Here is a 25749-nt window from a genome sequence, read left to right as displayed (position 1 = left end):
TTACGCCTTCTCCTCCGGCTTGATCATTCCGACCACGTTGCCCTGGCCGTCTTCGACATAGGCGCAGCGGCCGATGCCCGGATAGTCCTGCGGCGGCAGCGCCTCGGCCCCGCCATGCGCCAGCGCCCAGGCATAGCGGTCGTCGCAGTCGTTCACCTCGAAGGTCATGGTCCCGCCGCGGATCGGCGTGCCGGGCGCGGGCGCCGGCCCCATCCGCCGCATCAGCCCGGCGGTCAGCGCGCCGTCCATGCCCAGACCGTCGCCCTCGATCAGGTGATAGTCCATCTCCTCGCCGCCCGGCATGGCGTGAAAGCGCCAGCCGAACAGCCCGGCATAGAAATCCCGCGCGGCGGGGACATCGGCCGCGTGAATCTCGAAATGCGCCATCAGACCGCCGCCTCCTGCGGCATCTCCTCGGCGTAGACATCGGTCCACAGCTCTTCCTCGGGCGGCTCGGGGCTGTCCTTGGCGAACTCGGCGGCCTCGTTGATGATGTCCTTGATTTCCTTGTCGATGGCCTTGAGCTCGTCCTCGGTGGCGTGGCCCTCGTCCAGGATCACCTTGCGGCAGCCCTCGATCGGGTCGCGCTCCTCGCGCATCTTCTGCACTTCCTCGCGGGTGCGGTACTTGGCCGGGTCCGACATCGAGTGGCCGCGGTAGCGGTAGGTCATGACCTCAAGGATATACGGCCCCTTGCCGTCGCGGCAGTGCTTTACCGCCTTCTCGCCGGCGGCCCTCACGGCCAGCACGTCCATGCCGTCGACCTCTTCGCCCTCGATCCCGTAGGCCTTGCCGCGCTCCCAGAAGCCCGGGCTCTTGGTGGCGCGCTTGACGCTGGTGCCCATGGCGTACTGGTTGTTCTCGATGACGTAGATGACCGGCAGCTCCCACAGCTCGGCCATGTTGTAGCTTTCGGCCACCTGGCCCTGGTTCGCCGCGCCGTCGCCGAAATAGGTGAAGGTGACGTGGTCGGTGCCTTTGTACTTCTCGGCAAAGGCCAGGCCGGTGCCGATCGGCACGTTGGCGCCGACGATGCCGTGGCCGCCGTAGAAGTTCTTCTCCTTCGAGAACATGTGCATCGAGCCGCCCTTGCCCTTGGAGTAGCCGTCGATGCGCCCGGTCAGCTCGGCCATCACCCCCTTGGGGTCCATGCCGCAGGCCAGCATGTGGCCGTGGTCGCGGTAGGTGGTGATGACGTTGTCGCCCTCCTTGGCCGCGGCCTGCAGCCCGACGACGACCGCCTCCTGGCCGATATAGAGGTGGCAGAAGCCGCCGATCAGGCCCATGCCGTAGAGCTGGCCGGCCTTTTCCTCGAACCGGCGGATCTGCAGCATTTCGCGGTAGTAGCTCAGCAGGTCCTCTTTCGAGGCCTTGGGTTTCTTCGCACGAGCACGGGTGGCCATGGCGGCGTCTCCTCCCTTCGCGGCAATAGTTTAGCGTTAAACAATCCCATAGCGCAGCTGTGCCGGATTTGCGACCGCAAATTTCCGTTGCGTCCCGCCGATCTGCTATGCGCCTTGGGAATATCTGTAGCGCCGGTGGAGGTTGTCCACCGCCGGGGCGCGACCGGGCCGCGACCGGGCCGCGACCGTTTCGGGCGGGATCAGCGGATGATGACCTCGTCGCTGCGCACCAGGCCCAGGACCTCGCGCGCCTGCTCGTCCAGCAGGTCGAGGTCGAGATAGTCGTCGGACAGCCGCCGGGTCTTGTTGCGCAGGATGGAAACCTCGGCCTCCAGTTCCTCCGCCTCCTCGCGCAGAAGCTCAGCCTCCGCCTCGATCTGGATGCGGCGGAACAGGCCGAAATCGCCCTGCACGCTGGCGAAGGTGAAATAGCTGCCCAGCGAGAACACGATCGCGAAGAACGCGATCACGCCGAATGCCGGTGTTCTGCGGTGTCTGCCCATGGCCGTGCCTCTGCTGCCGCCTCTTGCCGGGCGGGCCGCGGGCACTGTCGCACAGGATTTCCGCTTTGGGAATCCCGAATCTGCGGGCAGGCTGCGGGCGGGAGGACCTGCCGGGATGTCTGTTTCGCCGCCGCGCGCCGAACTGCCGACCCATGACGTCGAGAATCAGCCGGTCCCGCGTGTGCCGCGGCTCTGGGCCGACGACCGGCCCTTGCGCGAGGCGGTGGCGGCGCAGGGCGGCGATGCGCAGGCGGTGCAGGACTATGCGGCGGCGCTCTCGGGCGCGGAGATGGCCGAGGCGGGGCGCGACGCCAACCGCAACGCGCCGGAGCTGCGCCTGTTCGACCGGGGCGGGCGGCGGCTAGACGAGGTGGCGTTCCACCCCGCCTATCACCGGCTGATGACGGCGGGAACGACGCACGGCTATGCGGCCCGCGCCTGGGAGGAGGCGCCGGGCGGGCATGTGGCTCATGCGGCGATGGTCTATCTGCACAGCCAGGTGGAGCCGGGCACCTGCTGTCCGATGACGATGACCTATGCGGCCGTGCCGGCGCTGGCCGCGGACGCCGATCTCGCCGCCGCCTGGACGCCGAAGCTCACCGCCCGGGGCTACGACCCGCGGCCGGTGCCGCTGGCGGAGAAGGCGGCCGCCACGCTGGGCATGGCGATGACCGAGAAACAGGGCGGCTCGGACGTGCGGGCCAACACGACGCGGGCGGAACCGGAGGGTGCGGCCTACCGGCTGACCGGGCACAAGTGGTTCTGCTCGGCGCCGATGTCCGACGGTTTTCTGACCCTGGCGCAGGCGCCGGGCGGGCTGACCTGCTTTCTCGTGCCGCGCTGGCTGGAGGGCGCGCGCAACGCGATCCAGCTGATGCGGCTGAAGGACAAGCTGGGCAACAAGGCCAACGCCTCGGCCGAGATCGAGTATCGCGGCGCGCTGGCGCATCGGCTGGGCGACGAGGGGCAGGGGGTGCGCACGATCCTGCGGATGGTGCATCACACCCGGCTCGACACGGCGATGGCGCCGGCGGGGCTGATGCGCGCGGCGCTGGCCGAGGCGGCGCATTGGGCGCGGCACCGCACCGCCTTCCAGCGCAAGCTGATCGACCAGCCGCTGATGCGGGCGGTGCTGGCCGACCTGGCGCTGGAGACCGAAGGCGCGCTGGCGCTGGGGCTGCGCGTCGCCCGCGCCTTCGACGAGGCCGACGAGCCCTTCGCCCGGATCGCGGTGGCGCTGGCCAAGTACCTGTCGAACAAGCGCGCGCCGGGGACGATCTACGAGGCGATGGAGGCGCTGGGCGGCATCGGCTATGTCGAGGATACGCCGCTGCCGCTGCTCTACCGCGAGGCGCCGCTGAACTCGATCTGGGAGGGCTCGGGCAATGTCATCTGCCTCGACATCCTGCGCACGCTCGCCCGCGACCCGGCCGCCGGCGCCGCGCTGCAGGCCGAGCTGATCCGCGCCAAGGGCGCCGATCCGGCGCTCGACGCGGCGCTCGCCGCCCATGCCGCGCGCTGGCCCGGCCTGCCGGAAGAGGCGGAGGCGCGGCTCTACGCCGAACGGACGGCGACGCTCCTGACCGCCGCGATCCTCACCGAGGCCGCCCCGGCCGTCGCCGGCGCCTATATCGCCACCCGCCTCGGCGACCGCGGCCTCACCGCCGGCGCCTTCGCCGCCTTCGACGCCGCGCCGGTGCTGGACAGGGTGCTCCCCTGAGGGGCTTCTTCTCGTCCCAAATACGCAAGCGGCACCCACCAGACGCGATCCGGCCGGCACGACGAACGCCGCACGCCACAAATCCCGCCCGGGACGATGCCGCGCCCGTCCCGGACAGGGCGCTCCCGCAACAGGCTTCTTCTCGTTCAAAATACGCAACCGCGCCATCGCCCAGCCGCAAGCCGGCCGGCACGACGAACCGCCATCGCTCACGGCACCATCCAGGTCCCGTCGGGAAAGAAGGCATGGAAGGCGAAGGCGAACATCAGGTCGTGCGGCAGGTCGTTGCCGTCGGCGTCGCGCACGCGGATCGTGCCCACGTCGCGGCCCTCGCTGATCTCGCGGGCATCGAGCGCCGAGGCCTGGCCGGCCTCCCAGTCGATCGTCACGCCGGCCTCGGTGATCCGGCCGGCCTCGGCCAGGCGGGGCAGGGGCCAGGCGCGGTCGCCGACCCGGACGACGCGGACCAGCGGCGGGATGCCGTGCGGCGGCATCTCGCCGTTGTAGAGGAACGGCCGGGCCGCGCTGTCGTAGCCGACATAGGGGTTCTGGCCATAGCGGCGCGGCCAGTCGGGTTCGGCCATGACCAGCCCCTCGGGGTGGCGGTCGCGGTATTGCGCCCAGCTTTCCATCCACGAGGGCAGCTGGGTCAGCTCGGTGCCGGTCAGCTCGCCGACGATGGCGCGGCCCAGGGCCTGCTGCCACCAGCTCTCGGTCTGGCGGTCGTACATGATCATGTCCGAATGCCGCAGCTTGCCCGAGACGCCGAAGCTCAGCACCCGGCCGTCGGCGCGGCGGTCGAAGACCAGGGCGGAGTTGCAGAGCGGACAGAAGGTGACGGCGACGGGGGTACCGTCGATCTCGTCGTTCACGATCTCGTGCCAGGTGAGATAGCGGATCGGGTAGGCGCGCGGCCGGGCGCCGTCGAGCTCCAGCGTGATGACCGGCTCGCGGTCCGACAGGCCCGATGTCTCCGAGGCGGGCACGAAGGCGGGGTTGGACAGGGCGGGGATGCCGTCCTTCGGCGGGCCGCCCGAGATGATCTCGGACCAGTCCTCGACCGTGGCGGTCGAGAAGTCCGTATCGGGCCATTCCGCGCGCCAGGCGTCGGGGCTGGCGAAGGCGGGCAGGGCGACGGCAAAGGTGGCGACAAGGGCGGCGATCAGGGACAACAGGCGCATGAACGGGATCCTCCTCCGCCATGAGGATGGCCCGGGGGAGGGCGGCCCGGCAAGCGCCGGGCCGGTCACATTTCGGAGGGAAACCCGGCCGCCGGCGACACCATCGCCGGCCCGACCCCGATGCGCCGCCCGCGGCGGCAGGGCGTGCAAGCGCCTTGCAAGGCGCTTGCGCAAGGCGTCAGCCGGCGCCTTGCGCCCGGCCCGGCGGCCTACTCGGTCACCGTGACCTCGGTCATCACGTCCGGCCGGCCGATCACCGCGCCGTTCGGGCCGCGGCCGATCTTGATCGCGTCGACGACCTCCATGCCGTCGGTCACGCGGCCGACCACGGTGTACTGCCCGTTCAGATGCGTCGCCGCGTCGAACATGATGAAGAACTGCGAATTGGCCGAATCCGGGTCGGGCTTGCGCGCCATGCCGACCACGCCGCGCTCGAACGGGATATCGGAGAACTCCGCCTCCAGATCCGGCAGCTCCGAACCGCCGGTGCCGGCGCGGCGCATGTCGCCGCCTTCGATCAGCCCGTACTGGCCGTCGCCGGTCTGGGCCATGAACCCCTCCATGACACGGTGGAACACCACGCCGTCGTAGAAGCCCTGTTCGGCCAGCGTGGCGATCCGCTCGACATGGTTCGGGGCCACGTCCTCCAGAAGGTCGATCTCGATCGTGCCCTGGGCCTCGCCGTCGACGGCGATGCGCAGGCCGGTGGCCGCGGCGGGGGTGGCGGCGAGAACGGCGAGCGCGAGGGCGAGCTTGCGCATCGGATTGGGAATCGAACGAGACATCGCACTACGCATCGGCGGCCACCTTCATCGACAGCATCTTGTCGGGGTTGGCGGGCGGCTCGCCGCGGGTCAGCGCATCGACAAGCTCCATGCCCTGGGTCACGCGACCATAGACCGTGTATTGCCCGTTCAGGAAGTGGTTGTCCTTGAAGTTGATGAAGAACTGCGAGTTGGCGCTGTCGGGGTTCTGCGCCCGTGCCGCGCCGATGGTGCCGCGGTCGTGGGGGATGCGGGAGAACTCGGCCTTCAGGTTCGGCTTCGACGAGCCGCCGGTGCCGGCGCGGCGCAGGTCGAAGCCGCTTTCGGTGTTGCCGTGTTGCACATCGCCGGTCTGCGCCATGAAGCCGTCGATGACGCGGTGGAAGATCACGTTGTCATAGGCGCCCTCGCGGGCCAGCTCCTTCATCCGGGCGCAGTGGTCGGGCGCGATGTCGGGCATCAGCGCGATCATCACGGTGCCGCCCTTCAGCTCGATCAGGATGGTGTTCTCGGGGTCCTTGTCGTCGGCCATCTCGGTCCTCTTCGGTGGGTCGGCGGCAAACTAGGCGGATAAGACGCAGAGGAAAAGCCGCGAATGCGCCTTGTCTTCACCTCGCCGTGAGGTGCACTACCTGCGGTAACGAGCCCGAAGCAGGAGCCACCCGCATGAGCTGGAAGACCCTCGACGACATGGAGCTGGACGGCAAGGTCGTGCTGACCCGCGTGGACATCAACGTGCCGGTGGAGGACGGGCGCGTGACCGACACCACCCGGATCGACCGGATCGTGCCGACCGTGAAGGCCACCCTGGACAAGGGCGGCAAGCCGGTGCTGATGGCGCATTTCGGCCGGCCCAAGGGGCAGAAGGTGCCGGAGATGTCGCTGAGCCAGGTGGTGCCGGCGCTGGAGGCGGCGCTGGGGGTGCCGGTGACCTTCGCGGCCGACTGCATCGGCGGGCCGGCGAAAATGGCGGTGTCCAAGATGGGCGACGGCGAGGTCGTGCTGCTGGAGAACACCCGCTATCACGCGGGCGAGGAAAAGAACGACGACATGTTCGCGGCCTCGCTGGCGGCGCTGGGGTCGGTCTATTGCAACGACGCCTTCTCGGCCGCGCACCGGGCGCATGCCTCGACCGAGGGGATCGCGCGGCTCTTGCCCTCCTGTGCCGGGCGGCTGATGCAGGCGGAGCTGGAGGCGCTGGAGACCGCGCTGGGCAACCCCGCGCGCCCCGTCGTGGCCGTGGTGGGCGGCGCCAAGGTGTCGACCAAGCTCGCGCTTCTGTCGAACCTGATCGAGCGGGTCGACACGCTGATCATCGGCGGCGGCATGGCGAACACGTTCCTGGCCGCCCAGGGCATCGACGTGGGCAAGTCGCTGGCCGAGCACGACATGGCCGGAACCGCGACCGAGATCATGGACAAGGCGCGGGGGACCGGCTGCACCATCCTGCTGCCCTCGGACGTGGTGGTCGCGCGCGAGTTCAAGGCCGGCGCCGAGAGCGAGACGGTGGCGGCCGATGCCTGCCCGGCCGACGCGATGATCCTGGACGCCGGCGCGGCGACCGTGGTGGAGATCGGCGGCGTGTTCGAGGAAGCCAAGACGCTGATCTGGAACGGGCCGCTCGGCGCCTTCGAGATCGAGCCGTTCGACAAGGCCACCGTGGCCGCGGCGCGGAAGGCGGCGGAGCTGACCGCGGCGGGCAATCTGGTCTCGGTCGCGGGCGGCGGCGACACCGTGGCGGCGCTGAACCAGGCGGGGGTGGCCGAGGCATTCTCCTATGTCTCCACCGCCGGCGGGGCGTTCCTGGAATGGATGGAAGGCAAGACCTTGCCGGGCGTCGCCGCGCTTGAGGCTTGATTTTGGGCGGCGCCCGGGGTCCAATCCGCTCACAGTCCAATGACGAGAGGATTTTCCCATGCGCCGCCTGTTTGCCTCCACCGCGCTTGCCCTGACCGCCCTTCCCGCCGCGCTCTCCGCGCAGGAGCGCGTGACGCTTTGGGACGTGTTCTCGCCCGACCGGATCGTGCAGAGCTTTCTGCATACCGGGATCCAGATGATCCGGACCCAGATGGACGTGCAATACGGCGACCTGTCGGTCGACCTGCGCCGCAGCCGGATCACGATGAGCGACATCACCGCCTGGCCGTTCCTGGACTGGGACGAGAGCGGCGACTGCCAGATCGACATCGACCGGATCACGGTGCTGACCACGCCGATCGACCTGACCGACCGCTTCAAGGCGACGGCGCGGCTGTCGGGCGTGTCGGCGGACAAGGCGTGCTTCCCAGAGGACGTCCACCAGGCGTTCGATATGGCGGCACTGGACTCGCTGGACGTGCCGCGGCTGACGGTGGATTTCGACTATGGCATGCCGAAATCGGACGCGACGGTGCGGGTCTATGCCGATGTCGACGGCGTGGCGACGGTCGATGCGACCGGCGCGTTCTCGTATTTCTGGTTCGAGGCCGATGACGACCTGGACGACCCTTACCCGGTCTGGTTCCTGGAAAGCGCCGTGCTCTCGGTCGAGAACAAGGGGCTGTGGGAGGCGGTGCAGCCGGTCCTGCCGCCGAACCTGACCGGCGAGAATGCCGGGGCGGCCGTCCAGGGCATGCTGGAGGGTCTGTTCGCCGATGTCGATGCCGGCGGGCTGAACGACGCGCAGCGCGCCTTCATCGCCTCGGCGGCCGCGGTCTGGCCGGATTTCGTGGCGCAGCCCGAGACGCTGGTGCTGGAAACCGCGCTGGACGAGGACGTCTACCTGGACTTCTACGCGATGGAGGACGATTTCGGCGAGGTCTTCACCCTGCTGAAGCCCGTCGCGGCGCTGGCTCCGGCAAGGGTGAGCGCGGCGGTGCCGGTGGATCTGCTGAGCCGGGCCACCGGCGAGGGCGTGGCCGAACTGTCGGACGACGAGAAGCGGACCGTCGGCGCGGCGCTGATGACCGGCGAGGGCGCGCCGCGCAACGTCGAGGCGGGGCTCGCGCTGTTGCAGCCGCTGGCCGAGGGCGGCGACGGCACGGCGGCGCTGACCCTGGCCGAGGCGCTGGAGGTGCGGGCGCCGGAGGACGCCTATCTCTGGGCGCTCCGGGCCGGACGCGCGGGCGAGGCCGGCGCGGTGGCGCTGCTCGACCGGCTGGAGGACGACATCCCGCTGGCGCGGGTGCTGGAGTTGCAGGACGAGGTGTCGGGCAGCGACAGCCATCCCGGCTCGGCGCTGCGCACCATCGCGGGCATCCGCGAGCAGGCGGCGATGCGCATGTCCGGCAAGGGCGCGGCGCGCAGCTATGGCATCGCGGCGATGTGGGCGATGCTGGCCAAGGCGGCGGGCGACCCGGAAGCGGCCGACATCCTCGAAGAGATCGACACGATGGTGCGGCTCGAAGGCGCCGCGGGCCGCGATGCCTGGGCCGAGACCGAGGCGGGCTATGCCAAGCTGGCGATGGAGGTCTGGATCGGCCAGAACCTGCCGGCGCGTTACGCGGAGTGAGACGCCGCCGCGGGGCGGGCAACGATTTTTCGTCGAAAAATCGGCGCCCGTCCGCGGGTTAGCGCAACCAGTCATTGGCGCCGTCCGGCATATCGCTTAGACGGGGGCGGGACGGTATTTTCGCAGAGGAGCCCCGCGATGAAGGCCACGGGAACGGTCAAGAAGATCCTTGCAAACTACGAGGGCGAGACGCCCGGCGTGAAGGGCAAGCTGTGCCAGATGCTGATGCACGGCAAGCTGGGCGGCACCGGCAAGATGATCATCCTGCCGGTCGACCAGGGGTTCGAGCATGGCCCGGCACGGTCCTTCTCGGTCAACCCCGATGCCTACGACCCGCATTACCACTACAAGCTGGCGATCGACGCCGGCCTCAGCGCCTATGCCGCGCCGCTGGGCCCGCTGGAGGCCGGGGCCGACACCTTCGCGGGCCAGATCCCGACGATCCTGAAGGTGAACTCGGCCAACTCGCTGATGTCGGACACGGCGGGCAAGAACCAGGCGGTGACCGCCTCGGTGGACGACGCGCTGCGGCTGGGCTGCGCGGCGATCGGCTTTACGATCTATCCCGGCTCGGACATGGCGCTCGACATGTTCGAGGAGATCGTGGAGATGCGCAAGGAGGCCGCCGCCAAGGGCGTGGCCACCGTGATCTGGTCCTACCCGCGCGGCGAGGCGGTGACCAAGGAGGGCGAGACCGCCGTGGACGTGGGCGCCTACGCGGCGCATATGGCGGCGCTTCTGGGCGCGCATGTCATCAAGATCAAGCTGTCGACCGACCACGTGATGCAGCCCGAGGCGCAGAAGGCGTTCGAGGCCGGCAAGATCGACATCTCGACCCAGACGGCGCGGGTCGCCGAATGCGTGCGCTCGTCGTTCAACGGCCGGCGGATCATCGTGTTCTCGGGCGGCGCCTCGAAGGGCACCGACGCGGTCTATGACGACGCCCGCGCGATCCGCGACGGCGGCGGCAACGGCTCGATCATCGGGCGCAACAGCTTCCAGCGCTCGCGCGAGGACGCGATGGAGATGCTGGGCAAGCTGATCGAGATCTACAAGGGCAAGGCCTAGCCCGGCGCGGCCGGCGCCCCGATCGCCGGCCCGCCCGGATCAGCCTGCCGCCTTGCCGTCCGCCGCCCGCGGCGCCGCGGCCGCGGCAGGGCGGCCGGGGCGTCGTTCTTGTCGGCATACATCGCCGCATCCGCCTGCCGCAGCAGGTCTTCGGGCCCGGCATAGGTGTCGGGGCCGCTGACCGCCCAGCCGACGCTCAGGCTGACGGCGCCCTCGCTCGCGCGCCCGGTCTCGGCCATCAGCCGCTCGCCGAGGATGGCGGCGCCGTCGCCGTCGGTCTCCGGCAGAAGCAGGCAGAACTCGTCGCCGCCGAAGCGGAACACCATGTCCGAGACGCGGCAGGTCATGCGCAGCACCTGGGCCACGGTCTTCAGCAGCGCGTCGCCGGTGGCGTGGCCCTGGCGGTCGTTGACCAGCTTGAAGTCGTCGAGGTCGACGAACATCAGGCACAGCGCGCCGCCGCGCCGTTCCGCCGCCGCGCATTCGCGTTCCAGCGATTCGCTCAGCGCGCGCCGGTTGTAGAGGCCGGTCAGCTCGTCGATCCGCGACAGCGTCTCGATCCGGACGGTGCGTTCGCGCACCACCTCCTCCAGCTCGCGCGAGTAGCCGACGAGCTCTTCCTGTAGGGCGTGGATCTGGCCGGTCAGGCCGTGGATATAGGTGTCGAAGGTCAGCTCGATATCCAGAAACAGCAAGCGGCGCAGGCAGGGCGGGGGATAGGCGCTGCCCGTCTCCTTTTCCAGGAACTGGCCGAGGACCGAGAGCAGCTGGAAGACGGCGGAGATGTAGTATTTCGACGGGATGCCGATGCGCCCGTGCACGCGGCCGACGCGCAGCCGGCGTTCGGCGTATTCCACGCCGTAGTCGCCGCCGAACAGGTCCAGCACGTAGCTGCGCATCGCGCGCTTGAGGTTGGTCAGCGTGTCCTTGTCGCCGATCATCGCGCGGATCGCGGGTATGTCGAGCTGGCGGCTGTAGAAGGCGTCGATGATGTCGTCGACCATCAGCTCGACGCTCGGCCGCAGGCGCAACAGCTCGGCCTCCTCCTCGGCCCGGATACCGAGGAGCAGCTTGCGTTCGCGCAGATCGGCGGCGGTGATGCCGAGCTGTTCGGCCAGGGTCTCTGTCGGATCGTTGCGTGACATCGGTCGCGGTTCCATCGGCGGGCGCGGCTCAGCATCGCGCCGGTGGTCTTGCGAAAGCGTTTAATTGAACGGCCGTAGCCGGAATAGCGTTAAGAAACGGTGACCGGCTGGGCCCCCGTCAGCCGCCGTCAGCCGCCGTCAGGCGCCGGGGATGTCGAAGCCCGGCGCGGCGAGTTCGAACCCCTCGAACCGGAACGCCGGAGAGACGGTGCAGCCGACCAGCGTGTAGTCGCCCGTGGTGGCGGCGGCCTGCCAGTGGCCGGTGGGCACGATCACCTGCGGGCTCTGGCCGGCGGCGAGGTCGGGGCCGAGCGTACGAGCCTCGGCCGGGCCGGCCGCGCTCGCCGCCAGGCGCAGGATCAGCGGCGCGCCGGCATAGTGGTGCCAGATCTCGGTGGCGTCGACGCGGTGCCAGTGGCTCGCCTCGCCGGCCTTCAACAGGAAGTAGATGCAGGTGCCGGCGGGCCGCGCGCCCTCGGGCGCCTCGGCGATCCAGGTCTGGCGGAACCAGCCGCCCTCGGGGTGGGGGGCGAGGCCCAGCTCGGTGATGATCTCGTCTGCGGTCATGCGGGGTCTCCCTTTCGGCGCGCGCGGGCGGCAACGGCGATCATCGCCAGCACCGCGCCGAGGGCGTTGAAGCAGAGGTCGAGGGCGGTGTTGATATAGCCGCCGACGCCGGTGTCCTCGACGGCCACCACCGCCGAGAACTCGATGATCTCGTGGGTCGCGCCCAGCCCCATGGCGGCAAGGGCGGGGAAGACATAGGCCGTCCAGCTGCGCCGGGTGTCCGGGTAATGCCGGGTCAGCAGGTGCCACAGCACCCAGGCGGCGACACCGAAGCCGTAGGCGTGGACGACCTGGTCGTATTTCAGAAGCGTCATCTCGCCATCCGCGACGAGCGGCACCAGCTGCAGCCCGTAGAGCACGCCGTCGCCCGCCGGCACCCCGCCGCCGGCCATGTGCAGAAGGCCCCAGAGCGCCAGCGCCCAGAGCATGGCGGGCGGATACTCCGCCACGCGCAGGCTGGCGCCGACGAGAAGCGTCAGGACCAGCATGGTGACGACGTAGATGATGAACTCGGTGTTGCCGATCGACAGGAACCAGGCGGTGAAGCCCGTCACATAGACCGCGACGACGGCGGCCACGATCCATTCCGACGGCCTGATCCGGCTGAGATAGCTCACGGGCGCGCTCCTTTCGGCGGCAGGATGCGACGGGGCGCGGGCGAGCGCAAACGGGTTCTGGGCTCAGGTCGGCAGACGCTCGTAATGGTGCAGGTGGCGCTCCTTCACGATGCCGGCCTCGCCCGGGTGGATATGCGGAACCTGCCAGTCCTCGCCCACGAAGGCCTTCAGCGCGTCGAGGTCGCGCCAGGTCATGACGATGGCGAACTCGTCCGGCGTCTCGGGGCGCGGCAGGCAGAAGGTGATGTCCTCGATCCCGTCGGTGCCTTTCATCAGCGGAACGGCGGTGTCGCGGAAGAACGCCTCGAAGGTGGCGCGCTGGCCGGGTTCGGTGACGACGCGGAAGATGCGGACGATCATGGGACGGCTCCTTTCATGGCGGCGCGCTCCGTTCGAAGCATAGCACGAACCGCCCGGGAACCGGGGGGCGCGTCGGGACGTTGGCTCCCGAACGACATTTGCACGAGGTTCCAATGTACCGCACCACCCTGATCGCCACCGCCTTCCTTGCCGCCGCGCCCGCCGCCGCGCAGGAGAGCGACACCGAGGCCATGGCCGAGACCGACCCGACGACAGAGACGACGACAGAGACGACGGGCGACGCCGCTGCCGACACCGCGCCGCCGATGGCGCCGGAGGGCACGATGATCCGCGCCGACGCGGTGGCCGACGCCGTGGTCTACACGCTGGCCGACACCTATGACGAGGCGTTCTGGGATTCGGGCCAGCCGTTCAAGCCCGTGGTCAGCGGCTGGGCCGAGATCGGCGCGGTCGAGGATATCGTGCTGGACGACCGGGCCGAGGTCGTGGGCGTCACGGTGGATGTGGGCGGCTTCCTCGGGATCGGCGACAGCACCGTGCTGCTGCCGGTCGACGACATCCGGCTGGTGCAGATGCCGGACGACGAGGACTTCCTGATCGTCACCCGCCTCTCGCGGGAGCAGATCGAGAATGCCGAGGAGGTCGAGGATCAGCTGCTGGGCGACGACTGAGCCCGCTACAGCGCGTCCTCGCGCAGCGCCAGCGCCAGGTAGAAGGCGGCGAGCAGCGCGTAGAGCGCCGCCGCCTTCGGCAGCCCGCTCGCGGCCAGCGCGGCGGCGCCCGCGGCGAAGGCCGCCAGCTTGAACAGCACCAGCGCCGCGCCGGTCAGCCGGCGGGCCGATTTCGGCGCGGCGAAGACGCCCCAGAGCGCGATGGCCGTCCCCACGGCGAGCGCGGCGAGCAGCCATGACACCGCGCCGCCCGGGCCCAGCGCATGGCCCGCGCGGCCGACGGCGTAGAGCAGGACCGCTTCCAGCCCGAAGGCGAGGCTGTGGACGAGGAACGGCATGGCCCCGCGCCCGGCCCCGCGATTACCCTTTCAGGATCGACTTGCCGGCATATTCCGCCGTCTCGCCCAGCATCTCCTCGATGCGGATCAGCTGGTTGTACTTCGCCAGCCGGTCGGAGCGCGCCAGCGAGCCGGTCTTGATCTGGCCGCAGTTGGTGGCGACGGCGAGGTCGGCGATGGTCGCGTCCTCGGTCTCGCCCGAGCGGTGGCTCATCACGTTGGTGTAGCCGGCGCGGTGGGCCATGTCGACAGCTTTAAGAGTTTCCGACAAGCTGCCGATCTGGTTGACTTTTACCAGAAGAGAGTTGGCGCAGCCGCGGGTGATGCCGTCGGCCAGCCGGGTGGGGTTGGTGACGAACAGGTCGTCGCCCACCAGCTGCACCTTGTCGCCGAGCGCGTCGGTCAGCGCCTTCCAGCCGTCCCAGTCGTCCTCGGCCATGCCGTCCTCGATCGAGATGATCGGGTAGTCGGCGCAGAGCGACTGCAGATAGGCGACGTTCTCGTCGGGGCTCAGGCTCTTGCCTTCGCCCTTCATCTCGTAGCGGCCGTTCTGGAAATACTCGGTCGAGGCGGCGTCCAGGGCGAGGCAGATGTCGTCGCCCGGGGTATAGCCGGCCTTCTCGATGCTCTTCAGGATGAAGTCGAGCGCGTCGCGGGTGCCGTTCAGCTCCGGCGCAAAGCCGCCCTCGTCGCCCAGGCCGGTGGACATGCCGGCGGTCGACAGTTCCTTCTTCAGCGTGTGGAAGACCTCCGAGCCCATGCGCACCGCCTCGCGGATCGTCGTGGCGGCGACCGGCATGATCATGAATTCCTGGATGTCGATCGGGTTGTCGGCGTGCTCGCCGCCGTTGATGATGTTCATCATCGGCACCGGCAGGATGCGGGCCGAGGTGCCGCCGACATAGCGGAACAAGGGCTGCGCGCAGTAATCGGCGGCGGCCTTGGCGGTGGCGAGCGAGACCCCGAGGATGGCGTTGGCGCCCAGCCGGCCCTTGTTGTGGGTGCCGTCGATCTCGATCATCGCGGCGTCGATGGCCTCCTGCTCGGTCGCGTCGAAGCCGACGAGCGCCTCGGCGATCTCGCCATTGACCGAGGCCACGGCCTCCAGCACCCCCTTGCCCATGTAGCGCGCCTTGTCGCCGTCGCGGCGTTCCACCGCCTCGTGCGCGCCGGTGGAGGCGCCCGAGGGCACGGCGGCGCGGCCCATGGTGCCGTCTTCCAGGATCACGTCGACCTCGACGGTGGGATTGCCCCGGCTGTCGAGGATTTCGCGGGCGTGGATGTCGATGATGGTGCTCATGAAGCTCTCCGGCACGGGGTTGAGTCGCTTGCGTCTATAGCAAACACGGGCGGGGGAGTAACGGCCCCCGCGGCGCTGCGGCATCGGCGCGTCTTGCCGGGGGGCGGATGCAGTGCAAGGGTAGCCGCCGGTATGATGGACGCGGAGAGGGGCGCAGGACATGCGGATGGTTTCGGTTGTTTGTCTGACCGTCCTCGCGGGCGGCGCGGCGGCCCAGGAGGCGCCGGCGCCGGAGGAGGGCGCGGCCCTGTTCGCCGAAGCCTGCGCGGAGTGTCACACGGCCGACGGCGTGGGCTTCCGCATGCCCGCGACCGTGGAAGCGTTCCGCGCCGGCCACAGCACGCGCAAGGCGCCGGCCTTCAAGGGCACCGACGCCGAGCTTCAGGCGATCATCGACTGGCTTCGGTCGCGCTGACTCGGCGCAGGCGGCGGGCCAGTTGGCGTTCGCGCAGGAAGGTGTAGAGCCCGGCGACCAGGATGATCGCGGCACCGAGCAGGGTCAGCGCGTCGGGCCGCTCGCCGAAGACCAGTATGCCGAGGCCCATGGTGAAGACCAGCCTGGCATAGCGGAACGGCGCCACGACCGAGACCGGGGCCACGCGCATCGCCACGGTGAGCGAATAATAGCCCAGCGCGGTGACCACGACGGCCCCGGCCACATGCCACATCGCCGGGCCGGACCAGCGCGGCGCGTCGCCCATCAGCGCCATCAGCACCGCGCCGAACGGTATGGTGACGGCGAAGCCCCAGGTCGACAGCGAGATCGAGGGGATGCCGGGCGGCGACAGCCGGGTGACCAGGTCGCGCAGGGCGAGACCGGACACGCCCATCAGCGCGAAGAAGGCGGTGGGGGTGAAGCCCTCCATCCCCGGGCGGACGACCAGCAGCATGCCGACGATCCCGGCCGCCACCGCCATCCAGCGGCGCGCGCCGACGGGTTCCTTCAGGATCGTCGCGGCGCCGATGACGACGATCAGCGGCGCCATCTGCATGATCGCGGCGAATTGCGACAGCGGCACGTAGGTCAGGCCGAGGACCAGGCCGATACTGCCCACCACCTCGAACAGGTTGCGCCAGAGCACCGCCGGGTGCAGCATCGCGCGGCTGAGAAGCTGCGCGCCCTGGATCCTCGCGATCAGGACGAAGAAGACGGTGCCGCCCACCGTCATCAGCAGCAGCACCTGGCCGGGGGGCTGGCCGCCGCGGGTGGCGGCCTTGATGAACATGTCCGACAGCGCCAGGAGCGCCATCGCCAGCACCATCAGCCCGATGCCGCGCATCAGCTGCATCGGGCGCTCGACGGCGGGCGCGTCGGGCGCGCTCACTTGCGCGACTTCCGCGGCACGCCGTAAAGCTCCAGCCGGTGGCCGCGCAGCTCGTAGCCCAGCTTGTCGGCGATCTTCTCCTGCAGCGCCTCGATCTCGGGGTCGCAGAACTCGATCACGGCGCCGGTCTGCATGTCGATCAGGTGGTCGTGGTGGTCGCGCTCGGCATCCTCATAGCGGGCGCGGCCGTCGCCGAATTCCAGCTTCTCGATGATGCCTGCCTCCTCGAACAGCTTCACGGTGCGATAGACCGTGGCCAGCGAGATGCGCGGGTCGGCGGCGCTGGCGCGGGCGTAAAGCTCCTCGACATCGGGGTGGTCCTGCGAGTCCTGCAGCACCCGCGCGATCACGCGGCGCTGGTCGGTCATCCGAAGCCCCTTGGACTCGCAGCGGTCGAGAATGGTGTCGGACATCGTGCCTCCTGCGTCGGGCCTCGGTTTAGGACACTCGCGGGCGGTCGGAAAGCCCGCGAAGAAATCCGCGAAAAAAGTTTGAACCGGGGCGGGGCCCCGCGCGTCCTATCCCTGAAACCGGCCGGGAAGGCCCGGAGAGACCGAAAGGGAGACACGCCATGACCGCCACCATCGCCATCGTCCTTCTGGGCTGCGGCTGCCTGCCGCTGGTCGCCGCCTACGGGCTGATCCGGCCGGATCGCAAGGCCGGCCGCGCCGCGGGCCCGATCCGCAGAAGCTGACCGTTCGAAAGGTTCCTCCCAAAGTCATTTCATCACCTAATCCTTTCTTCGCTGCCTGCCTCCTCCCCTCGTCCCCGATATCGGCAGAGCAGCAAGGCGCCCGGGTTTCGTCCCCGCCCGACAGGCGCCCACCGCGCGGCCGGTCGTCCCCCGGCCGCGCGGTCTCGTTTCACACCATCTCCGGCTCGCGCCCCAGCCGCATGGCGAGGCGGCCGACGGTCAGCCCCTGCACGATGATCGAGAACACCACGACCATGTAGGTGCAGGTGAGAATCAGCGGCTTCCAGTCGCCGTCCGGCAGCGACAGCGCCAGCGCGACCGAGATGCCACCCTTCAGCCCGCCCCAGGTCATGATCGGGATCGTCCCGCGCGAAAAGCCGCGGAACGGTCTCAGCAGCAGGACCGGCACCGCCACCGCCGCCAGCCGCGCCGCCAGCGCCAGCGCGATCGACAGCGCCCCCGCGATCACCGCGTCGAGCGAGAAGGCGACGGCGAAGACCTCGACCCCGATCATCAGGAACAGCACGGCGTTCAGGATCTCGTCGATCAGCTTCCAGAAGGCGTCGACATAGTCGCGGGTCTGGGCGCTCATCCCGTGCCGTGTGCCGATATCGCCGATCAATAGCCCCGCGCAGACCGCCATGATCGGCGCCGAGACGTGCAGGTAGACGGCCAGCTCGTAGCCGCCGAAGGCCAGCGCCAGGGTCAGGAGCACCTCCAGCGAGTAGTCGTCGATGCGCCGCATCACCCGGAAGGTCAGCCAGCCCAGCACGCAGCCCAGCACCGCGCCGCCCGCCGCCTCCTGCGCGAAGAGGAGCGCCGCGCCGGCCAGCGGATCCTCGGCCGCGCCGTGGCCGCCCGAGGGGAAGGCGATGCCCACGAGCACCAGGAAGACGACATAGCCGACCCCGTCGTTGAACAGCGATTCGCCGGCGATCTTGGTCTCCAGCGTCTTCGGCAGCGCCGCCTCGCGCAGCACGCCCAGCACCGCGACCGGGTCGGTGGGCGAGATCAGCGCGCCGAAGACCAGCGCGATCAGCAGCGGCGCGCCCGCGATCCACATGAAGCCGACCCCGGCGATCACGGTGGACAGCCCGACGCCGATGGTCGCCATCAAGAGCACCACCCGCCATTGGTCGCGCAGGTCCGACAGCTTCACATGCAGCGCGCCGGCGAAGAGCAGAAGGCCCAGCATCCCCTCCAGCAGCGCCTCGGAGAACTCGATCTCCATCACTTCCGACCGGATGGCGCTCGTCATGTCGATCATCGGCAGCGCGGCGTCGAGGCCCATGACCGCGACCGACGCGAAGAGCGCCACGACGAGGATGCCGATGGAGGAGGGCAGTTTCAGGACGAAATAATTGACCGCCCCGAAGGCCGCGGCGAGCACGATCAGCAGGGCTGCGATCTGAAGGGCCGTCATGTCTTGTCCCGCCTGCCGTTTTCCGGTCCCTTAGCACGGCGCGCGGGCGCCCGGAACCGGCGACGCGCCCGGCAAGGGAGGCGACATGGAGCGCAAGGACCATATCGACATGTTCGGCGCCGTGTCGCTGATCGGCTTCACCTCGGCGCTGGGGCTGAACCAGGTCGTGGTGAAGGTGGTGAACGGCGGGCTGCAGCCGGTGTTCAACGCCGGGCTGCGCTCGGTCCTGGTGGTGCTGTGCCTGCTGGTCTGGATGCGGCTGCGCGGCAAGCCGGTGCGGGTCATGCCCGGCTCGGTCCCCTCGGGGCTGGCGATGGGCGTGGTCTTTGCCGTCGAGTTCCTGTTCCTGTTCGTCGCGCTGGACCTGACGACGGTGGCGCGGACCTCGGTGATCTTCTACTCGATGCCGGTCTGGCTGGCGCTGGCGGCGCATCTGCTGGTGCCGGGCGACCGGCTGACGCGGCGCAAGTCGGCGGGGCTAGCGCTGGCCATGGCGGGCGTGGCCTGGGCGCTTCTGGACCGGCCGGGCGGCGGCGAGGCGAGCCTGCTGGGCGACATGCTGGCGCTGGCGGCGGCGCTCGGCTGGGCGAGCATCGCGCTGCTGACCAAGATATCGCCGTTCTCGCGCGTGGCGCCGGAGATGCAGCTGATGTGGCAGGTCGCCGTCTCGGCGCCGATCCTGATGGTCGCGGCGTTGTTCTTCGGGCCGTTCATCCGCGATTTCGAGCCGTGGATGACGCTTGGCATCGCGTTTCAGGTCGCGGTCGTCGCGGTCGGCTTTCTGTCCTGGTTCTGGCTATTGAAGTTCTACCCGGCCTCCGGCGTGGCGTCGTTCAGCTTCGTGGCGCCGGTGGTGGGGGTGATCTTCGGCTGGCTGCTTCTGGGCGAGGCGGTGACCTGGTCGCTCTGGGTGTCGCTGGCGCTGGTGGCCGCGGGGATCGTGCTGATCAACCGGCCGCCGCGGGCATCGGCTATGTCGGCCCAGACCGGCAGGTGATCCGAGGCGATGCGGGCGGGCTGATCCTCGGCCACGCCGGCATCCGTCAGCGTCAGATCGCGCGACAGCGCGACGCGGTCGAGCGCCGCGACGGGGCGCGCGGCGTGAAAGCTGCGGCCCGGGGAATGGACGCGGAAACGGTCGTCGAGCGCCTCCAGCCCCGCCTTGGCCCGCCATTCGTTGAAGTCGCCGAGGATCGCCGTGGGCATGTCGTCGTGGAACCGGCGCGCGATGCGGGACAGCTGTCGCCGCCGGTCACGGCGCATCAGGCCGAGATGCACGCCGACGATGCGCAGGCAGCCCGCGATTTCCACCGCGACGGCGCCGCGCGGCTCGGTGCCGGGCAGGTCGAGCCGGGCCGTGCCGGTGATCTCCAGCCCGCGCCGCACCAGCACCGCGTTGCCGTGCCAGCCGAGCGAGACGGCGTTGCCGGCCAGGTCGACGGCGGTGAAGTCGGTCTCCGCCTCCACCATCTCGCGCGGCAGCGCGGCGGGGCGCGCGCCCAGGCGCTTGTCGGCTTCCTGCAGCACCACCACGTCGGCCTGCAAATGGTTGATCACATGCAGAATCCGCCCCGGATCGCGCTGTCGGTCGAGGCCGATGCACTTGCGAATGTTGTAGCTGGCCAGCCGCACCCGTCCCGGTCCCGCGCCGTCAGGTGCCGCAGAAGGTCCGGCGGACCTCCTCGTCGGCCTTCGGCGGATCGGCATAGGCGGGCTCGGACAGCGCGAAGGGCGTGGCCAGCACCTCGTTCAGCTTGAAGAACGGGCTGTAATCGCCTTTCACGGCCGCGGAAATCGCCTGTTCGATGCGGTGGTTGCGCGGGGTGACGGCGGGGTTCGTCCGCTCCATAAGCGCCTTCTGCGCGGGCCAGCCCTGGCCGTCCCGCTCCAGCCGCGCGTGCCAGTCGGGGGCCCAGGCGTCGAACGCCTCGCGCTCGGCGAAGGCGGCGGCGGGGTCGTCGCCGGACAGGGCGCGGAAGGTGTTGGTGAAATCGGCGCCGAGCGTGGCCATGCTGGTTAGCAGCCGCTCGATCAGCTTGATGTCCTCGGGCTCCGCCGTGGCCAGGCCGATCTTGGCGCGGAAGATCTCCGCCCAGGCGTCGGCATAGAGATCGGGGAAGCGATGGACCGCCTCGGTTGCCTTCTCGATGGCGGTGTCGCGATCCGCGTCGATCAGCGGCAGGATCGCGGTGGCGAACTGGGCGAGGTTCCACACGGCGATTTCCGGTTGCTTGCCATAGGCATAGCGGCCGAACTGGTCGATCGACGAGAACACCTTGCCCGGGTGATAGGCATCCATGAAGGCGCAGGGGCCATAGTCGATGGTCTCGCCGGCGACATGGGTGTTGTCGGTGTTCATCACGCCGTGGATGAAGCCCACGCCCATCCACTGCGCCACCAGCCGGGCCTGCCGCGCGATCACGCGGTTCAGCAGGTCGAGCGCGTCGGTGGCGTCGGGGTAGTGCCGCTCGATCACGTATTGCGTCAGCTTTTCAATGGCTTCCGCGTCTTCCCTCACGGCGAAGAACTGGAAGGTGCCGACGCGGATATGGCTGGAGGCGACGCGGGTCAGGACGGCGCCGGGGAACGGGCGCTCGCGCACCACCGGCTCGCCCGTGGCGACGGCCGCGAGGGCGCGGGTGGTGGGGATGCCGAGCGCGTGCATCGCCTCGGACACGATGTATTCGCGCAGGACGGGCCCGACCCAGGCGCGGCCGTCGCCCATCCGGGAATACGGCGTGGGGCCCGAGCCCTTCAGTTGAATGTCGCGGCGTATCCCGTTGGAATCCAGCACTTCTCCCAGCAGGATCGCGCGGCCGTCGCCGAGCTGCGGCGAGAACCCGCCGAACTGGTGGCCGGCATAGGCCTGCGCCAGCGGGTCGGCGCCCTCGGGCACCGCGTTGCCGGCCAGCGCGGCGACCCCGTCGGGGGCGCGCAGCGCCTTCGGGTCGAGCCCGAGGTCGCGGGCGAGCGGATCGTTCAGGGCGATCAGCGACGGGTCCGTCACCGGCGTGGGCGCGATGCGGGTAAAGAAGCGGTCCGGCAGGCGGCCGTAGCTGTTGTCGAAGGGGACGTGCAGGTTCATCGGTCCGGCGGGCGTTGTTTCATGCGACCCGGCGCGCTTGGGCCCGGGCCAGTCTCATGACTGATCTATGTATCCCGGCGCCCCGTACAAGCCACCAAACCATGATGGAGGATCCGATGCAGGACTCGCCCCGCCCCGGCATGCGGCTGATGGACCGCGCCGAATACGACACGAAACCCGACCCGCTGACCCGGCCGCCCGAGGCCACGGTCGCCGAGGCCGTGACCGCGATGAACGCCCATAACTACGGCTCGGTCATCGTGGTGGACGGCGACAACAAGCCCGTCGGGCTGATGACCGAGCGCGACGTGATGCGCAAGGTCGTCGACGGCAAGCGCGACCCGCAGACCACGCCGCTGTCGGAGGTGATGACCACCGAGCTGCGGCTGGCACGCGAGACCGACGACCTGCTGAACTGGCTGCGGATGATGTCGAACGAACGCTTCCGCCGGCTGCCCGTGGTGGATGCGGAGGGCCGGATCAAGGCGGTGTTCACGCAGGGCGACTTCGTCAGCTATACATGGCCCGACCTGCTCCACCAGGGCCGGCAGATCGCCAGGGCGTCGCTCAGCCGCAACTTCACCTATGTGCTGATCGGCGGCGGGATCCTGCTGTACCTGATCCTGATGATGGTCGTGCTGATGGCGCTATGAGGCGCTCATGACATCGGTCGCGCGCGCCAGGTCATGAGGCTGTTGCCCTCGCGCATCCGGAAGCCGCGCTTTTCATAGAGCTTGCGGGCGCGGTCGTTGTCGCGGCCGACTTCCAGGTGCAGCGCCGTGACGCCGGCCTGCGCCAGCTGCGGCAGCAGGCCCATCAGAACCTCGGTCCCGACGCCGCGGCCGCGCACGCTTTCGCGGATGAAGAACTCGTCCACGAAGCCGTCCAGGCCGCCCATCTCGATCGACCAGCCGAAGGAGATGGCGATGAAGCCGACGGGCGCGCGGCGCGGCCCGATCAGCCAGATCGCGCCGTGCGGCGAGCCCTCCAGCAGCGGCGCCAGCGCGGCGCGGCGGGTGGCGTCGTCCTGTTCGATGCCCTCGTGGGCATGGCTGGCGGCGACGAGCGGCAGGAGGCGGTCGAGATCGTCCGCATCCGCGAGGTGCATTCGGGCGGTCACAGGCGGGCCAGCCTTTCGGTCAGCAGGGAATAGAAGCTGGTCGCGTCGATATCGCCCAGAAACAGCGCGTTGGCCGGGCGGTCGGTCACGCGCCACCAGTCGGCGACGGTCATGCCGCGGGTCAGGTCGGACTGCGTCTCGATCTCGACATTGATGCGGCGGCCGGTGAACAGCTCGGGCTGCAGCAGGTAGGCGATGACGGTCGGGTCGTGCAGCGGCGCGCCGTCTTGGCCGTATTTCTCCATGTCGAAGCGCTCGAAGAAGTCGGTCCAGCCGGCGACGGCCTCGCCGATCCTGGTGCCGAGCGCCCGGAACGCCTCGATCCGGGGCCGCGTGGTCAGCGCCTTGTGCGTGACGTCGAGCGGCGACACGACGATGTCGACGCCGGATGTCATAACCCTGTCAGCGGCTTCCGGGTCGACGTAGATGTTGAACTCGGCCGCCGGGGTGATGTTGCCCACCTCGAAATAGGCGCCGCCCATCAGCACGATCTGCTGCACGCGGTCCACGATGTCGGGGGCGCGGGCGAAGGCGGTGCCGATATTGGTCAGCGGCCCCAGCGGGCAGAGCGTGACGCTGCCCGCCGGCGCGCGGCGCAGCGTGTCGATCAGGAAGTCGACGGCGTGGGTGTCCTGCAGGGGCATCGTCGGGGGCGGCAGGTCGGCACCGTCGAGGCCGGTCTTGCCGTGGACATGCTCTGCCGTGACCAACTTGCGCGCCATGGGGGCCTCGCAGCCGGCATAGACGGGCACATCAACCTTGCCCGCCAACTCGCAGACCTTGCGGGCATTTTCGGCGGTAAGGGGCAGGGGGACGTTGCCCGCGACGCAGGTGATGCCCAACAGCTCCAGCGCGTCGGGGCTGGCCAGCGCCAGCAGGATCGCGATGGCGTCGTCCTGGCCCGGGTCGGTGTCGATGATGATCTTGCGGCGGCTCATGGCGCGGACCCTGAGCCGCCGCGCGGGGATTGTAAAGCGGGCCGCGGACGGCCCGCGCGGAGATCAGCCGTCGAAGTTGACCTCTTCCATGATCCGCAGCGCGTCGGCGCGGTGGCCGGCCACGGTGGTCAGGTCGATATCGTCCGGCGTGAACTCGCCCCAGCTGGCCACCAGGTCCGAGATCTCGGCCGAGGGCAGCACCGGGTACTCGTTGTTGATCTCGGCATAGATCGACTGCGCCTCGGGCGAGGAGAGGTATTCCATCAGCCGGATCGCCTCGTCCTCGTTCGGCGCAGCCTGGGTCAGGGCGACGCCGGAGACGTTCACATGGGTGCCGCCATCCTCGAATTCGGGGAAGACGATGCGCACCGCGTCGGCCCAGGCCTGCTGATCGGGGTTATTGACCATCAGGCCCATGTAATAGGTGTTGCCGAGCGAGATGTCGCATTCGCCGGCCCAGATCGCCTTGACCTGCGCGCGGTCGTTGCCCTGCGGCTTGCGGGCGAGGTTGTCCTTGACGTCGGCGGCCCATTCCTTGGCGTACTCCTCGCCGTGATGGGCGATCATCGCCGACATCAGCGCGAGGTTGTAGTTGTGGGTGCCCGAGCGGGTGCAGATCCGCCCCTCCCAGGTGTCGGAGGCGAGATCCTCGTAGGTGGTCACCTCGCCGTCGGCCACGCGCTCTTTCGAGGCATAGACGATGCGGGCGCGGGTGGTCAGGCCGAACCAGCGGTTCTCGGTGTCGCGCAGCTCGGCGGGGATGTTCTCCTGCAGGACCTCGCTGTCGACCGGCTGGACGACGCCGGCATCGACGATCTGCTTCAGGTTGGCGATGTCCACCGTCATCACCAGGTCGGCGGGCGAACGGTCGCCCTCGGCGCGCAGGCGCTCGACGATGCCGGAATCGATATAGGCGAGGTTGACCTCGATGCCGGTCTCCTCGGTGAAGGCGTCCATCACCGGTTCGATCAGCTCGGGCTGGCGCGTGGTGTAGACGTTGACCTCCGCCAGCGCCGGGGTGGCGGCGATTGCAGCGGTGGCAAGAAGTGTCGTGCGGATCATCGGAACCTCCTCGTTGCGTTCGGCAGGGTTAAATCCGACACTTTTTGTCGGGTCAATAGCTGATCGAAAGAGTCGGGCGAAAGTTCGCCCCGGCGCGGGGCCTTTCGCCTGTGGCGCATGATCGCACCGGGGCGCGCACCGAGGCGGGCGGCAGCGCGCGTGGGGCGGCCGGATTTTGCGTATTTGGAACGAGAAGAAGCGGGGGAGTCAGCGCTTTTCGGCGGCCTTCGCGGCGTTCCAGAGGGCGTCCATCTCGGCGAGGTCGCTGTCCTCGGGGCGTTTGCCGCGGTTTTCGAGCTCGGCCTCGATGTGGCGGAAGCGGCGGGTGAACTTGGCGTTGGCGGCGCGCAGGGCGGCCTCGGGGTCGATGCCTTTCCAGCGGGCGAGGTTGGCGGCGACGAAGAGGAAATCGCCCATCTCCTCGAAGGCGTGGTCGGGGTCGTCCGCCTCGGCCAGCTCGCGGGCTTCCTCGGTCAGCTTGTCTAGCACCTCGCCGATCTCGGGCCAGTCGAAGCCGACCCGGGCGGCGCGTTTCTGCAGCTTGAGCGCGCGCAGGAGGGCGGGCAGGCCGATGGCCACGTCGTCGAGCACGCCATGGGCGCCGCGGTCGGCGCGTTCGGCGGCCTTGACGGTTTCCCAGTCGCGGGTCTGGTCCTCGGCGGACTTGTCGCGGGAGGCGTCGCCGAAGACATGCGGGTGCCGGGCGACCATCTTGTCGGACATCGTGTCGGCGACCTGGTCGAGGTCGAACAGGCCCTTTTCCTCGGCCATCTGCGCGTGGAAGACGGCCTGGAACAGCAGATCGCCCAACTCGCCCTTCAGCTCGTCCCAGGCCTCGCGCTCGATGGCGTCGGCGACCTCGTAGGCCTCCTCGATCGTGTAGGGGGCGATGGTGGCGAAGCTCTGCTCGATGTCCCAGGGGCAGCCCGTGTCGGGATCGCGCAGCCGGCGCATGATCTCGCGCAGGCGCGGCAGGCCGCCGCGGGGGTCGTGGACGAGGTCGTCTTTCGCCAT

General features: G+C 69.5%; 29 protein-coding genes and 1 pseudogene. 9 read left to right on the top strand and 21 right to left on the bottom strand.

Annotated features, from left to right (window positions below):
• From P1J78_RS09280 to P1J78_RS09270, 3 genes are all read right to left on the bottom strand, one after another.
• Nucleotides 1-387 carry a VOC family protein gene (locus P1J78_RS09280; protein WP_275567065.1) on the bottom strand — a complete coding sequence of 129 codons (387 nt, stop codon included), beginning with the start codon at nucleotides 385-387 and terminating at the stop codon, nucleotides 1-3.
• Nucleotides 387-1403, bottom strand: a complete 1017-nt coding sequence (pdhA, locus tag P1J78_RS09275; RefSeq protein WP_275567064.1) for a pyruvate dehydrogenase (acetyl-transferring) E1 component subunit alpha — start codon at nucleotides 1401-1403, stop codon at nucleotides 387-389. Before pdhA ends, P1J78_RS09280 begins: the two co-directional genes overlap by 1 nt.
• A gap of 200 nt (nucleotides 1404-1603) precedes the next feature.
• Nucleotides 1604-1906, bottom strand: coding sequence for a septum formation initiator family protein (locus P1J78_RS09270; RefSeq protein ID WP_275567063.1), 303 nt, complete (start codon nucleotides 1904-1906; stop codon nucleotides 1604-1606).
• 115 nt (nucleotides 1907-2021) lie between these two features.
• Between P1J78_RS09270 and P1J78_RS09265 the strand changes: the two genes are divergently transcribed.
• Nucleotides 2022-3626 (top strand): acyl-CoA dehydrogenase family protein, encoded by a 1605-nt coding sequence (locus tag P1J78_RS09265; protein ID WP_275567062.1) that lies wholly within the window; start codon nucleotides 2022-2024, stop codon nucleotides 3624-3626.
• A gap of 209 nt (nucleotides 3627-3835) precedes the next feature.
• Here P1J78_RS09265 and P1J78_RS09260 read toward each other — a convergent pair whose 3' ends face one another.
• From P1J78_RS09260 to P1J78_RS09250, 3 genes are all read right to left on the bottom strand, one after another.
• A complete protein-coding gene (locus P1J78_RS09260; RefSeq protein ID WP_275567061.1) occupies nucleotides 3836-4807 on the bottom strand; it encodes a DUF3179 domain-containing protein in 972 nt (323 codons plus the stop codon).
• Between the two features lie 209 nt (nucleotides 4808-5016).
• Nucleotides 5017-5568, bottom strand: a complete 552-nt coding sequence (locus P1J78_RS09255) for a peptidylprolyl isomerase (protein WP_275567060.1) — start codon at nucleotides 5566-5568, stop codon at nucleotides 5017-5019.
• Nucleotides 5569-5596: 28 nt separating this feature from the next.
• Nucleotides 5597-6103, bottom strand: a complete 507-nt coding sequence (locus tag P1J78_RS09250; RefSeq protein WP_275567059.1) for a peptidylprolyl isomerase — start codon at nucleotides 6101-6103, stop codon at nucleotides 5597-5599.
• Nucleotides 6104-6237: 134 nt separating this feature from the next.
• Here P1J78_RS09250 and P1J78_RS09245 point away from each other — a divergent pair, with 134 nt between their 5' ends.
• The 3 genes from P1J78_RS09245 (at nucleotide 6238) to P1J78_RS09235 (ending at nucleotide 10129) form a co-directional block, all read left to right on the top strand.
• The gene (locus tag P1J78_RS09245; RefSeq protein ID WP_275567058.1) at nucleotides 6238-7428 is read left to right on the top strand and encodes a phosphoglycerate kinase; all 1191 of its coding nucleotides are present in this window, start codon (nucleotides 6238-6240) and stop codon (nucleotides 7426-7428) included.
• Nucleotides 7429-7486: 58 nt separating this feature from the next.
• Nucleotides 7487-9061, top strand: a complete 1575-nt coding sequence (locus tag P1J78_RS09240) for a hypothetical protein (protein ID WP_275567057.1) — start codon at nucleotides 7487-7489, stop codon at nucleotides 9059-9061.
• 138 nt (nucleotides 9062-9199) lie between these two features.
• Nucleotides 9200-10129, top strand: a complete 930-nt coding sequence (locus tag P1J78_RS09235; RefSeq protein WP_275567056.1) for a class I fructose-bisphosphate aldolase — start codon at nucleotides 9200-9202, stop codon at nucleotides 10127-10129.
• Here P1J78_RS09235 and P1J78_RS09230 read toward each other — a convergent pair.
• The 4 genes from P1J78_RS09230 to P1J78_RS09215 form a co-directional block, all read right to left on the bottom strand.
• Nucleotides 10126-11274, bottom strand: a complete 1149-nt coding sequence (locus tag P1J78_RS09230; protein ID WP_275567055.1) for a GGDEF domain-containing protein — start codon at nucleotides 11272-11274, stop codon at nucleotides 10126-10128. The genes P1J78_RS09235 and P1J78_RS09230 overlap by 4 nt on opposite strands.
• 138 nt (nucleotides 11275-11412) lie before the next feature.
• Complete coding sequence (locus tag P1J78_RS09225) at nucleotides 11413-11841, bottom strand: cupin domain-containing protein (protein ID WP_275567054.1); 429 nt, start codon at nucleotides 11839-11841, stop codon at nucleotides 11413-11415.
• A complete protein-coding gene (locus tag P1J78_RS09220; protein WP_275567053.1) occupies nucleotides 11838-12458 on the bottom strand; it encodes a DUF2238 domain-containing protein in 621 nt (206 codons plus the stop codon). Before P1J78_RS09220 ends, P1J78_RS09225 begins: the two co-directional genes overlap by 4 nt.
• 63 nt (nucleotides 12459-12521) lie before the next feature.
• Nucleotides 12522-12818, bottom strand: coding sequence for an antibiotic biosynthesis monooxygenase family protein (locus P1J78_RS09215; RefSeq protein WP_275567052.1), 297 nt, complete (start codon nucleotides 12816-12818; stop codon nucleotides 12522-12524).
• Nucleotides 12819-12931: 113 nt separating this feature from the next.
• Here P1J78_RS09215 and P1J78_RS09210 point away from each other — a divergent pair, with 113 nt between their 5' ends.
• Complete coding sequence (locus tag P1J78_RS09210; protein ID WP_275567051.1) at nucleotides 12932-13450, top strand: PRC-barrel domain-containing protein; 519 nt, start codon at nucleotides 12932-12934, stop codon at nucleotides 13448-13450.
• Nucleotides 13451-13455: 5 nt separating this feature from the next.
• Here P1J78_RS09210 and P1J78_RS09205 read toward each other — a convergent pair whose 3' ends face one another.
• Entirely contained in the window at nucleotides 13456-13788 is a 333-nt protein-coding gene (locus P1J78_RS09205; RefSeq protein ID WP_275567050.1) for a YrdB family protein, read from the bottom strand.
• A gap of 22 nt (nucleotides 13789-13810) precedes the next feature.
• Nucleotides 13811-15088, bottom strand: coding sequence for a phosphopyruvate hydratase (eno, locus tag P1J78_RS09200; protein WP_275567049.1), 1278 nt, complete (start codon nucleotides 15086-15088; stop codon nucleotides 13811-13813).
• A 166-nt stretch (nucleotides 15089-15254) separates the two neighbouring features.
• Here eno and P1J78_RS09195 point away from each other — a divergent pair, with 166 nt between their 5' ends.
• Nucleotides 15255-15503, top strand: coding sequence for a c-type cytochrome (locus P1J78_RS09195; protein ID WP_275567048.1), 249 nt, complete (start codon nucleotides 15255-15257; stop codon nucleotides 15501-15503).
• On the opposite strand, the gene P1J78_RS09190 is transcribed toward P1J78_RS09195, so the two are convergent.
• Together P1J78_RS09190 and P1J78_RS09185 are read right to left on the bottom strand one after the other, a co-directional pair.
• Nucleotides 15478-16413 carry a DMT family transporter gene (locus tag P1J78_RS09190; RefSeq protein WP_275567047.1) on the bottom strand — a complete coding sequence of 312 codons (936 nt, stop codon included), beginning with the start codon at nucleotides 16411-16413 and terminating at the stop codon, nucleotides 15478-15480. The two genes, P1J78_RS09195 and P1J78_RS09190, sit on opposite strands and share 26 nt — an antisense overlap.
• The gene (locus P1J78_RS09185; protein ID WP_275567046.1) at nucleotides 16410-16826 is read right to left on the bottom strand and encodes a Fur family transcriptional regulator; all 417 of its coding nucleotides are present in this window, start codon (nucleotides 16824-16826) and stop codon (nucleotides 16410-16412) included. Before P1J78_RS09185 ends, P1J78_RS09190 begins: the two co-directional genes overlap by 4 nt.
• Nucleotides 16827-16984: 158 nt before the next feature.
• On the opposite strand from P1J78_RS09185, the gene P1J78_RS09180 reads away from it, so the two are divergent.
• The gene (locus tag P1J78_RS09180; RefSeq protein ID WP_275567045.1) at nucleotides 16985-17107 is read left to right on the top strand and encodes a hypothetical protein; all 123 of its coding nucleotides are present in this window, start codon (nucleotides 16985-16987) and stop codon (nucleotides 17105-17107) included.
• Between the two features lie 169 nt (nucleotides 17108-17276).
• Here P1J78_RS09180 and P1J78_RS09175 read toward each other — a convergent pair whose 3' ends face one another.
• A complete protein-coding gene (locus tag P1J78_RS09175) occupies nucleotides 17277-18530 on the bottom strand; it encodes a cation:proton antiporter (protein ID WP_275567044.1) in 1254 nt (417 codons plus the stop codon).
• Between the two features lie 85 nt (nucleotides 18531-18615).
• Here P1J78_RS09175 and P1J78_RS09170 point away from each other — a divergent pair, with 85 nt between their 5' ends.
• Nucleotides 18616-19527: a DMT family transporter gene (locus tag P1J78_RS09170; RefSeq protein WP_275567043.1), complete on the top strand. Its 912-nt coding sequence runs from the start codon at nucleotides 18616-18618 to the stop codon at nucleotides 19525-19527.
• A gap of 56 nt (nucleotides 19528-19583) precedes the next feature.
• Here the strand turns inward: P1J78_RS09170 and P1J78_RS09165 are convergent.
• Nucleotides 19584-20237 (bottom strand): annotated as a pseudogene (locus P1J78_RS09165) (endonuclease/exonuclease/phosphatase family protein); the annotation flags it as partial.
• Nucleotides 20182-21615, bottom strand: a complete 1434-nt coding sequence (locus P1J78_RS09160) for a protein adenylyltransferase SelO (protein ID WP_275567042.1) — start codon at nucleotides 21613-21615, stop codon at nucleotides 20182-20184. The pseudogene P1J78_RS09165 and the gene P1J78_RS09160, both read right to left, overlap by 56 nt.
• 116 nt (nucleotides 21616-21731) lie before the next feature.
• Between P1J78_RS09160 and P1J78_RS09155 the strand changes: the two genes are divergently transcribed.
• Nucleotides 21732-22268: a CBS domain-containing protein gene (locus tag P1J78_RS09155; RefSeq protein ID WP_275567041.1), complete on the top strand. Its 537-nt coding sequence runs from the start codon at nucleotides 21732-21734 to the stop codon at nucleotides 22266-22268.
• Nucleotides 22269-22273: 5 nt separating this feature from the next.
• On the opposite strand, the gene P1J78_RS09150 is transcribed toward P1J78_RS09155, so the two are convergent.
• The 4 genes from P1J78_RS09150 to mazG form a co-directional block, all read right to left on the bottom strand.
• On the bottom strand, nucleotides 22274-22723 hold the full coding sequence (locus tag P1J78_RS09150; protein ID WP_374213217.1) for a GNAT family N-acetyltransferase: 450 nt from the start codon (nucleotides 22721-22723) through the stop codon (nucleotides 22274-22276).
• An 8-nt stretch (nucleotides 22724-22731) separates the two neighbouring features.
• A complete protein-coding gene (locus P1J78_RS09145) occupies nucleotides 22732-23673 on the bottom strand; it encodes a nucleoside hydrolase (protein WP_275567039.1) in 942 nt (313 codons plus the stop codon).
• A gap of 63 nt (nucleotides 23674-23736) precedes the next feature.
• Nucleotides 23737-24735 (bottom strand): Fe(3+) ABC transporter substrate-binding protein, encoded by a 999-nt coding sequence (locus P1J78_RS09140; RefSeq protein ID WP_275567038.1) that lies wholly within the window; start codon nucleotides 24733-24735, stop codon nucleotides 23737-23739.
• Nucleotides 24736-24942: 207 nt separating this feature from the next.
• Nucleotides 24943-25749 carry a nucleoside triphosphate pyrophosphohydrolase gene (gene mazG / locus P1J78_RS09135; protein WP_275567037.1) on the bottom strand — a complete coding sequence of 269 codons (807 nt, stop codon included), beginning with the start codon at nucleotides 25747-25749 and terminating at the stop codon, nucleotides 24943-24945.

The organism is Psychromarinibacter sediminicola, from assembly GCF_029168335.1.
GTDB classification, from domain to species: Bacteria; Pseudomonadota; Alphaproteobacteria; order Rhodobacterales; family Rhodobacteraceae; genus Psychromarinibacter; species Psychromarinibacter sediminicola.
The sequence above is the reverse complement of the archived record's forward strand: the minus strand, read 5'-3'. Positions and strand labels throughout refer to the sequence as shown.